The 6,706-nt window shown below is 73.6% G+C and carries 6 protein-coding genes and 2 pseudogenes; 5 read left to right on the forward strand and 3 right to left on the reverse strand.

Going from position 1 to position 6,706, the window contains the following annotated elements; all coding sequences use genetic code 11:
• The 3 genes from AC2W7A_RS07625 to AC2W7A_RS07635 all read right to left on the reverse strand — a co-directional run.
• Nucleotides 1-515, reverse strand: a 515-nt coding sequence (locus AC2W7A_RS07625; RefSeq protein ID WP_485990829.1) for a universal stress protein, incomplete at its 3' end; no start/stop codon positions are given.
• On the reverse strand, nt 512-1,738 hold the full coding sequence (locus AC2W7A_RS07630; protein ID WP_485990830.1) for an SDR family NAD(P)-dependent oxidoreductase: 1,227 nt from the start codon (nt 1,736-1,738) through the stop codon (nt 512-514). The genes AC2W7A_RS07630 and AC2W7A_RS07625, both read right to left, overlap by 4 nt.
• 42 nt (nt 1,739-1,780) lie before the next feature.
• Entirely contained in the window at nt 1,781-2,548 is a 768-nt protein-coding gene (locus AC2W7A_RS07635) for an MBL fold metallo-hydrolase (RefSeq protein WP_485990831.1), read from the reverse strand.
• A 62-nt stretch (nt 2,549-2,610) separates the two neighbouring features.
• Here AC2W7A_RS07635 and AC2W7A_RS07640 point away from each other — a divergent pair.
• The 5 genes and pseudogenes from AC2W7A_RS07640 to AC2W7A_RS07660 form a co-directional block, all read left to right on the forward strand.
• Nucleotides 2,611-3,713, forward strand: a pseudogene (locus AC2W7A_RS07640) (glutathione S-transferase C-terminal domain-containing protein).
• A gap of 129 nt (nt 3,714-3,842) precedes the next feature.
• Entirely contained in the window at nt 3,843-4,574 is a 732-nt protein-coding gene (locus tag AC2W7A_RS07645; RefSeq protein WP_485990832.1) for a VIT1/CCC1 transporter family protein, read from the forward strand.
• Between the two features lie 168 nt (nt 4,575-4,742).
• Nucleotides 4,743-5,561 (forward strand): annotated as a pseudogene (locus tag AC2W7A_RS07650) (alpha-hydroxy acid oxidase); the annotation flags it as partial.
• Nucleotides 5,562-5,747: 186 nt separating this feature from the next.
• Nucleotides 5,748-6,503, forward strand: coding sequence for a LamB/YcsF family protein (locus AC2W7A_RS07655; protein WP_485990833.1), 756 nt, complete (start codon nt 5,748-5,750; stop codon nt 6,501-6,503).
• Nucleotides 6,500-6,706: hypothetical protein (locus AC2W7A_RS07660; RefSeq protein ID WP_485990834.1), on the forward strand; the 207-nt coding region annotated here is incomplete at its 3' end. The genes AC2W7A_RS07655 and AC2W7A_RS07660, both read left to right, overlap by 4 nt.

The following is a 6,706-nucleotide window of genomic DNA, read 5'->3' on the forward strand; positions in this document are numbered from 1 at the left end:
TCGCCCCGGTCCAGGCCGCGACCCGGCTCGGCATCCCGGCCCGGCTCCACGGCCGGGGCCCGCCGGGAGCCGGCCACGGGGGTGGTGTCCGCCTTGGAGGACACGGCCTCCGGGGTGTGGTCCGCGTACTCCTTCACGCAGAGCACCGGCTGGTCCAGCTCGCGCAGCAGCTCGTCCGAGACCGAGCCCATCATGAACCGGCCCACGGCGCCGCGGCGGCGCAGGCCGATCACCACGATGGTCGGCTCGAGCTCGGCGGCGACCTCCTTCATCTCCATGGCGGTGGAGCGTCCGCGGGCGTACTGGCGGAACTCCGCCTCCACGCCGCAGCCGTCCAGGACCTGCTGCAGCTCCCGCTGCTGGGCCTCGTTGAGCAGGTTGGACGACTTGTGCTCACCGCCGGGGCCGGCGTTGACCACCACGATGCGCTCACCGGTGGAGCGGGCGATGTCGATGGCCTTGTTCAGGGCGGCGCGGGCCTCCGCGCGCGGGGCATAGCCCACCAGGATGGTCATGCTGGGGTCCTCTCGGAATCGGCGTGGACGGGGCTGGTCTCGGTGGTGTCTGCGGGGGCCGGGGCGTCTGCGGACGTCGCACCGACGCCCGGCCCGGACGCGGGGGCCACCCGGTGGCGGGAGAACCGCTCCACCAGGGTGTCCGGAGCCATCTTCGCGGCCTGGAGGAGGGAACGGAAGCGCCGGGACGGCACGCAGACGCCCTGGCCCTGGGCGAGCGCGGCCAGGCCCTCGCGGACGACCTCGTCCACGGCCATCCAGGCCCAGGACGGATACGAGGAGGCGTCGATCCCCGCCCGCTCGTGGAATCCGGTGTACACCGGGCCCGGGCACAGGGCGGTGACGTGCACGCCCTCGGAGCGGTAGCGGACGTTCGCCCAGCGGGCGAAGGCCACGGCCCAGGACTTCGCGGCGCCATAGGTGCCGTCCGGGACCAGCCCGGCCACCGAGGCGACGAGCAGGATCCGGCCGCCGCCGCGGGCGAGGAACGCCTTCAGCGCGGCCTGGGACAGTGCCAGCGGGGCCTGCACGTGCAGGAACGCCTGGTCGAACTCCTCGCGGCGGGTGGTCTCGTGGACCTCCGGGCCCAGGCCCGTGCCGGCGGAGTGCACCATGCCGGTGATCGGCCGGTCCGGGGCCTGGAGGCGGTCCGCCACGGCGTCCAGCCCGACCTCGGTGAGCAGGTCCGCGGCCAGGGTCTCCACGGGTACGCGGTACGCGGCGCGCAGGGACCGGGCGGTCTCCTCGAGCCGGCCGGCGTCCCGGCCCACGATCACCAGTCGGTGTCCCTGGGCGGCCAGCTGACGGGTGATCTCCTCGCCGATGCCGGAGGTCGCCCCGGTCACCAGGTAGCGCATGGTGGGGGCGCCGCCGGGCAGGTCCGGCAGCGGAGAGTCCTCGGTGGGCGCCTCGCCGACCGGGCGGATGCGGCGGGCGGTGCGCTCGGCCTGTTTCCGCTGGGCACGTTCGAGCCGGCGCTCGGCCCGCGCGGTGCGCCGGGCCAGGCGCGCGTCCTTCGCGTCCTGCTTCAGGGCGGCCTTGGACTCGCGGCGGGCCTGCTTCTCCGCGGCCTTCTTCGAGGCGAGCTCCTCCGGGGACAGCTCCGGGCCCTCTTCGGCGGGGTCGGGCTCAGGCGAGGGGGACGGCGAGGTGACGGCGCCGTCGTCGGGAAGGCCCGCGGCGTGCTTCGGCGCGCGGCGGGGGCGTGGGGAAGGGGATGCCATGCCTCCCAGTCTAGGTGCGCTCCGCCGCCCGGACGGGCCCCGTCAGGCGGTGGCGCGGACGTAGTCCAGGGTGGCGGCCATGGTCACGGCGGCCACCTGCTTCACGGTGCCCTCCAAGCCGGGGTACACCTGCTCGGCCAGCTGATCCGGGGTCGTCTCCGCGGCCTGTCCCTCCGGCAGCCCGGCCAGCAGCCCGCGGACCTGCTGCACGCGCTCCTTCCGGTGGTCCGTGTACTCCTGCGCGATCGCGGCCACCGAGGGCAGCACCGGCCCGTGGGCGGGCAGGACGGTGGCGTCGCCGAGCTCGCGCAGCCGCTGCAGGGAGCCCAGGTAGTCCGCGAGCGTGCCGTCCGGGTGGTCCAGCATGGTGGTGCCCGCGCCGAGGATCGTGTCCCCGGTCAGGACGGAGCCGTCCGCGCCGGCCGAGGGGACCATGAAGCAGAACGAGTCCGAGGTGTGGCCGGGCGTGTGGATCGCCTCGATCACGGTGTCCGCCTTCACGATCCGATCCCCGTCCTGCAGCGGGCGGCCACCGCCGCGGCAGTGCTCCTCGAGGTGCGAGCGGACGGGCGCGCCGGTGGCCTCGTGGAACACGTCGATCGCGCCGGTGTGGTCCTCGTGCCGGTGGGTGGCCAGGATCAGCTCCACCCGGCGGCCGTCGGCGGCGGCGAGGACGCTGCGGAGGTGCTCCTGCGCGGTGGACGCCGGGCCCGGTCCACCACCACGACCGTCTCGGCGCCCGGGGCGCCGATCAGGTAGGTGTTCGTGCCGGACAGGGTCATCCCGGAGGGGTTGTCCGCGGTGACGCACTGGACGAAGGGGGCCGGGGCGGGGCCGGGGACGGTCTGACGTGCTGGCATAGGGTGGATTCTATGGAACACAGCACCCGCGGCGCGTACGTGACCGAAGGCCGGGAGTTCACCCGGGACACCCAGTACATCTGCGACCGGATCGTCGCGGACGTCGATGCGCCCGCAGCGCGCCCGCCCTGGAGCCCGCGAAGACCGGCCGGATCGCCACCGGGCTGGAGGAGGGCGCCGAGGCCTGGCCGGTGGAGGCGGGCCGCTACCGGCTGGTGGCCGCCCGGGCGTGCCCGTGGGCGAACCGGGCGATCATCGTCCGCCGCCTGCTCGGCCTGGAGGACGCGATCTCCCTCGGGACGCCGGGACCCACCCATGACGCCCGCTCCTGGACTTTCGACCTGGACGCCGGCGGGAAGGACCCGGTGCTCGGCACCGAACGGCTGCAGGAGAACTATGTCGCACGGTTCCCGGACTACCCGCGCGGCATCACCGTGCCCGCCATGGTGGACGTGCCCACCGGCGGCGTGGTCACCAACGACTACCCGCAGCTCACCCTGGACCTGTCCACCGAGTGGACCGCGCACCACCGCGAGGGCGCCCCGCAGCTCATCCCGGACGCCGGGCCGGAGCGGGACGAGATGTTCGAGGTGATCGGCTGGGTCTTCACCGAGGTCAACAACGGCGTGTACCGGTGCGGCTTCGCCGGCAGCCAGGAGGCCTACGAGGATGCGTACGACCGCCTCTGGTCCGCCATGGACCGCCTCGAGGAGCGGCTGACCACGCGCCGGTTCCTCATGGGGGAGCGGATCACGGAGGCGGACGTGCGCCTGTTCACCACGCTGGTGCGCTTCGACCCCGTCTACCACGGTCACTTCAAGTGCAACCGGAACCGGCTCACCGAGATGCCGGCGCTGTGGGGGTACGCCCGGGACCTGTTCCAGACCCCCGGCTTCGGGGACACCGTGGACTTCGCCCAGATCAAGGCGCACTACTACGTGGTCCACGAGGACATCAACCCCACCGGCGTGATCCCCCGGGGCCCGGACCTGTCCGGCTGGACGAGCGCGCACGGGCGCGAGGAGCTCGGCGGTGATCCGTGGGGCGGCGGCACCGCCCCCGGACCGGTGCGCGAGGGCGAGCGGGTCGATCCGGCGCACACGCCGCTGCGGTGAGCGGGATCCGTCCACGTCCGGCGGGTCCTTCCCGACGACGGCGGCTCGCCTTCGGGAGGAAGGGCCGCCTTCGGTAGGGGAGCCTTCGCTGACTGGCGGGAGCGTGCCGACAGGCGGAGACTTCCTGCCATGACCGACGTGAACGTCTCCCACAGCACCCGGCCCGAGCCGCACGACCCCGGCTCCGCCGCCCACCGGCTCAACTGGCTGCGCGCCGGCGTGCTCGGCGCGAACGACGGCATCGTGTCCGTCGCCGCCACCGTGGTGGGCGTGGCCGGTGCGACCACCGGCAACACCGCCGTCATGGTGGCCGGCACCGCCGCCGTGGTGGGCGGCGCGATCTCCATGGCCCTGGGCGAGTACGTCTCCGTGTCCTCCTCCTCGGACAGCCAGAACGCGCTGATCGCCAAGGAGAAACAGGAGCTCGCCGAGGACCCCGAGGGCGAGTTCGCCGAGCTCAAGGAGATCTACCGCGAGCAGGGCCTGTCCGAGGAGACGGCCCACCGGGTGGCCGAGGAGCTCACCGCCCAGGACGCACTCGGTGCGCACCTGCGGGCGGAGCTGCATATGGACGAGGACGAGGTGGTCAGCCCATGGCATGCCGCCGGCGCGTCCTTCCTGGCGTTCCTGCTCGGCGCGCTGCTGCCTTTCCTGACGATCATCCTGGCCCCGGAGGCCATCCGCGTGCCGCTGACCTTCGCCGCCACGCTCGTGGCGCTCGCCGTCACCGGTGCCACCGGCGCGTGGCTGGGCGGGGCGAAGGTCCTGCCGGCCACCCTGCGCGTGGTGATCGGCGGCGCGCTCGCCCTGGCCGTGACGTTCGGCGTGGGCGCCTGGCTGGGCACGTCCGGGATCGCCTGATCTGCCACTGGTCCTTCGCCTGCAGCGTTGAGGTCCGTACAGCGGTCTGTATCTGCCCCGCATACCGGCTGCTGTGCAGACCTCAGCGTGGTTCGTGGTCGTTCTCCCGACGACGGCCGCTCGACCCCGTCGCCCTGCCCGGCTCATCGTTCGCCCCGCCGAAGGCGGACCGCCGAGCCGGACACGTCCGTGGACATCGCCGGCGCCCACTCGGCCCTGCCGTTCGGCATCGCCCCCACCGGCTTCACCCGGTTCATGCACGCCGAGGGCGAGGACGCCGGTGCGGCGGCCGCCGCCGGCTACGGCGCGCTGCTGGTCACCGTGGACACCCCGGTGGCCGGCCAGCGTCTGCGGGACGTGCGCAACGGCATGACCATCCCGCCGAAGCTGACCCCGAAGACCGTGGTGGACGCCGCCTGGCGTCCGGAGTGGTGGTTCGACTTCCTCACCACGGACCCGCTGACCTTCGCCTCCCTCTCGGACTCCGCGGGGGACCTGCCCTCGATCATCAACGGCATGTTCGACCCGACGCTCTCCCTGAAGGACCTCGAGTGGATCCGCTCGGCGTGGAAGGGGCAGCTGTTCGTCAAGGGCATCCTCACCACGGAGGACACCCGCCGCGCCCTGGACACCGGCGCGGACGGCCTGGTGGTCTCCAACCATGGCGGCCGACAGCTGGATCGCGCCCCCGTCTCCCTGCAGGCGCTGCCGGCGGTGCGTGCGGAGGCGGGTCCGGACGTGCCGATCATCCTGGACTCCGGCATCACGACCGGCGAGGACGTCGTGTCGGCCCTGGCCCTCGGCGCCGACTTCACGCTGATCGGCCGCGCGTACCTCTACGGCCTCATGGCCGGCGGACAGGAGGGCGTGGCCCGGGTGATCGAGCTGCTGGCCGAGGAGGTCCGCGTCGCCATGACGCTGATGGGCGCCGCCACCACGAGGGACCTCACGCCGGATTCGGTCCGAGCGCCCTGGCTGCACGGCTGAGATCGGACGTCTCCAGACCTGCACTTTCGCCCTCATTGTTGAACAACTGGCATTCATCAGGGATGATGGGAGGGTGTCGCGTGACCTGCGGCACATGCCCGGCGGCCCATCCCCGCCTCCGGAGCCCCGCACCACCCCCGCGTGCCGCCACCGTCGCGCGGCACGACCGTCCCACGAGGAGCCACCATGCGCATCGACATGAACAGCGACGTCGGAGAGTCCTTCGGCTCGTGGACCATGGGAGACGACGCCGCGATCTTCCGCTCCGTCTCCTCCGCGAACGTGGCCTGCGGCTTCCACGCGGGCGATCCCTCGGGCATCGCCCAGACCTGCCGGGACGCCGTCGCGGCCGGCGTCACCGTCGGCGCGCATGTGGGCTACCGGGACCTGGCCGGCTTCGGGCGGCGCTTCCTGGACTGCACACCCACGGAGCTGGCGGACGACGTGCTCTACCAGCTCGGCGCCCTGCAGGCCCTGGCCCGCGCCGCCGGCACTGAGATCCGCTACGTGAAGCCCCACGGCGCCCTCTACAACACGATCGTCCACCACGACTCCCACGCCCAGGCCGTCGTGGACGCCGTCAAGGCGTTTGGCGGGGACCTGCCGCTGCTCCTGCTGCCCGGCTCCCTCGCCCTGGACAAGGCGGAGCAGGCCGGCCTGCGCGGCGTGGCCGAGGCCTTCGCGGACCGCGGGTATACCCCGGAGGGAACGCTCGTCTCCCGCCGTGACCCCGGCGCCGTCCTGCACGACGAGTCCGAGGTGGCCGCCCGCATGGTCCGCCTGGCCACCGAGGGCGTGCTCACCGCCGTGGACGGCTCGGACATCCGGATCGAGGCGGCCAGCATCTGCGTGCACGGGGACACCCCCGGCTCGGTCTCCATGGCCGCCGCCGTCCGTTCCGCCCTGGAGGACGCCGGCGTGGAGGTCGCCTCGTTCGCATGAGTCGCTCCGCCTCCCGTCCCGACGACGGCTCCCGCACCTCCGCCGGCTCCGGCGCCTCCGCCTCGCCCTCCGCGGGCGGACCCGCGGCCCGCGGCCTGCGCTGGGTCGGCAACCGGGCCTTCCTGCTCGAGTGCCCGTCCCTCGCCGACGTGGTCTCCCTGCACGCGCGCCTGATCGCCGAGCCGTTGCCCGGCCAGACCGAG

The sequence above is a fragment of the Micrococcus sp. LASM2_SD2 genome, assembly GCF_057364565.1.

Excerpts from the sequence above, each read along its gene's own strand:
- AC2W7A_RS07630 (WP_485990830.1), bottom strand. The coding sequence starts at position 1,738 with ATGGCATCCCCTTCCCCACGCCCCCGCCGCGCGCCGAAGCACGCCGCG.
- AC2W7A_RS07645 (WP_485990832.1), top strand. The coding sequence starts at position 3,843 with ATGACCGACGTGAACGTCTCCCACAGCACCCGGCCCGAGCCGCACGAC.
- AC2W7A_RS07655 (WP_485990833.1), top strand. The coding sequence starts at position 5,748 with ATGCGCATCGACATGAACAGCGACGTCGGAGAGTCCTTCGGCTCGTGG.